The sequence below is a fragment of the Streptomyces albireticuli genome (genome assembly GCF_021228125.1).
Taxonomy (GTDB): Bacteria; Actinomycetota; Actinomycetes; order Streptomycetales; family Streptomycetaceae; genus Streptomyces; species Streptomyces albireticuli.
On record NZ_JAJQQS010000066.1, the window covers coordinates 1 to 2,353 of the forward strand.

The following is a 2,353-nucleotide window of genomic DNA, read 5'->3' on the forward strand; positions in this document are numbered from 1 at the left end:
CGAAGGCAGAGACAGACTGGTCGGCCACTCCAGCAGACCGAGCACGACGCTACGCCGGTACAACAGCAGCGATCCAAGCCTGGATGCAAACTCCGACCCACAACCGAACCTTGCCCAACCGGAGGGTTATCGTCCAGGTATTTCTGCAACGCTAAAGAGCGCTCATCACTCAGTTCGAGCGAGAGGATGCCCTCCGAGCGCAAATTGTCATCACCCTCCTCTTTCCAGGTCCCACATACTGCAGCCCGCACCCGCAGAATCTTCACCACCCGTGAAATACTGCGGATCCCCATCTTCTCGGGCGCAACCAATAAACCACCTGGTGAAGTATTCACTCACACTCAAACAAAAAATGTCTCTCGCGTCCATACATGACACCGCCCCGCTGCAAACGTGCTCGTTCCGCCATTACGACACTGCAGGGTCTCTATATTGATTCTCCTTCATTCGGGCCGCCTTTCAGGAATTCTCGGGGAAAGGTATGTCAAGATCGACCGTTCTCACGGGGCCGAGGAGTCACAGACGAGGAATAATTAGGTAGATCAATCATTCCCTTCTGCCCTATCACTCGGCCCTACCTGATGCAGGTACCTGATGCTCTCTACGGAGTTAAGAGCCCAGCAGTGAGTTAGGTCCGATAAACTTCCCCCAGGAACATCACCCACACCGTCCCCTTACGCTGCGTTGCGTCCCATAGGCCGATGGAAAATGCAGGGTAACCACCAGCCTTGATGCGGCTGGCGATTCTTCCAGCGAGCGTGGCTGGGAAGTATCCAAACGGAATATATGCGCCTGGATTCTTGCGGGCTTCACGCGCTGCTTCCCTAGCTCTCATATGCATGACAGGAGAGTTAATTCGAGGGACTGGTGGCTCGGGGTTAGCAGGCAAGGGAGTTTCCTCCGTCAAGGTTGTTTGGAACGCACGACTCTCCACTGGGCTGACTCCTTATCGCTGAGTTCGCATTGGGCGATCGGGTTGCACTATTTCCGATCACCGAATCCGGCAGGCACTTGGTGAACAATTCATCGGTCAGAACACCAAGCGCTGATGCAATCCTCCATGCGGTCTCGGGCCGCACGCCGCGCCGCCCATGCGCAACCAGAGAGATAAACGCTTGCGTGACATGAGCTCGGTCAGCAAGGGTCCGCTGAGACATTCCCTTGAGCCGAACCAGCTCTTCGAATCGATCCTGACTTCGCAGATACATGCCGCCCTCCCATTCAAGAAGCGTGGGCCTGGTGATCCACCGCAAGCTGAACACAGTTATGCACATGCTCGCAATGACCAGCCCTCTCGGCTCTCATGACAGTTATGGGATGAACCCTGCCCTGCACATGGCCCTCAGGTGGCACTTTGCATGGCTTACGTACTCTCCAGAGTGATGCAGAGTAATCGCTTGACTTACCTCCTTCTGGTGAAGGAAGAAGCTACTCATGCGCAGCGGCGGTAATGAGCTAACCCATCGAGATGTGGCACCAACTCATGACTCCATCTCCACGATCTTGGATCATGGAGATTAAATATTGATTCAATCCATGGAGATGGAGCTACCGATAGTGACCATCACTCTTCGGCGCAGAAACGATTAGGCTCTATATTTTCCGCCCAGCACTTACTCGCAATGTTGCGACCAAGAGAACATCTACGAGAGTCAGGGCCCTAGGTGCGACCGGCGACTGGGGCCGCCATACTCAAAAGAAGGGGGCGTAGGTGGACTTGTTCTAATTGAGAGACTCGCCCCCATTGAGGCGCGATAATGATATATTATGCCTCTAGCGACCTCTCTTAACCCTAACCCTCCGTAGTCGACTTTGTTACAGGTTGAATGAAAGAGAGCGGAAATAGCATTCACTTACGTAAGCGATCTTCATCGCTTGTATCAATCCCTTGAGGGTGATCATGACTGCGGCACGTAACTAGACGCCTGGGGTGCAACTAGGATGTTAAGCAGGGCAGGTTATCGGGTTCATTCGATCTAAATGCACCCTCTTGAATAATTGAGACTTGGCAAGTAGGAGGCGCATACCACGCATGCATTAGTATTGTATACCTCGCGAGTGAGGCGTGTGGGACTTGAACCCACGACCGGAGGATTATGAGTCCCCTGCTCTGACCAGCTGAGCTAACGCCTCGGACGGGGATGCCCCTTCGTCAAGCAAGGTGCGGCTCTCCGGAATTGCTTTACCGTCGCATTAAAGAGGGATCAGTTATGTACTGATTCAGGGGGCGTTAAAGGCTGCCCTGTCGGTAATTTCCGAAACATTTGGGAATTCCTGTTTTCGCTCCATTCAAGGTTAAATGTCGGAGTGTAGACTCCATGGCGAGCATTCGATATTTCCGATACTGGATGAT

General features: G+C 53.3%; 1 protein-coding gene and 1 tRNA gene. Both read right to left on the reverse strand.

The annotated features are described in order from the left end of the window. Positions 1–878 precede the first annotated feature (878 nt). A complete protein-coding gene (locus LUZ64_RS38050) occupies positions 879–1,274 on the reverse strand; it encodes a helix-turn-helix domain-containing protein (protein ID WP_095581792.1) in 396 nt (131 codons plus the stop codon). A gap of 785 nt (positions 1,275–2,059) precedes the next feature. Then, a tRNA-Ile gene (locus LUZ64_RS36530) sits at positions 2,060–2,133 on the reverse strand. Between the last annotated feature and the right edge of the window lie 220 nt (positions 2,134–2,353).

Excerpts from the sequence above, each read along its gene's own strand:
- LUZ64_RS38050 (WP_095581792.1), bottom strand. The coding sequence starts at position 1,274 with ATGTGCATAACTGTGTTCAGCTTGCGGTGGATCACCAGGCCCACGCTT.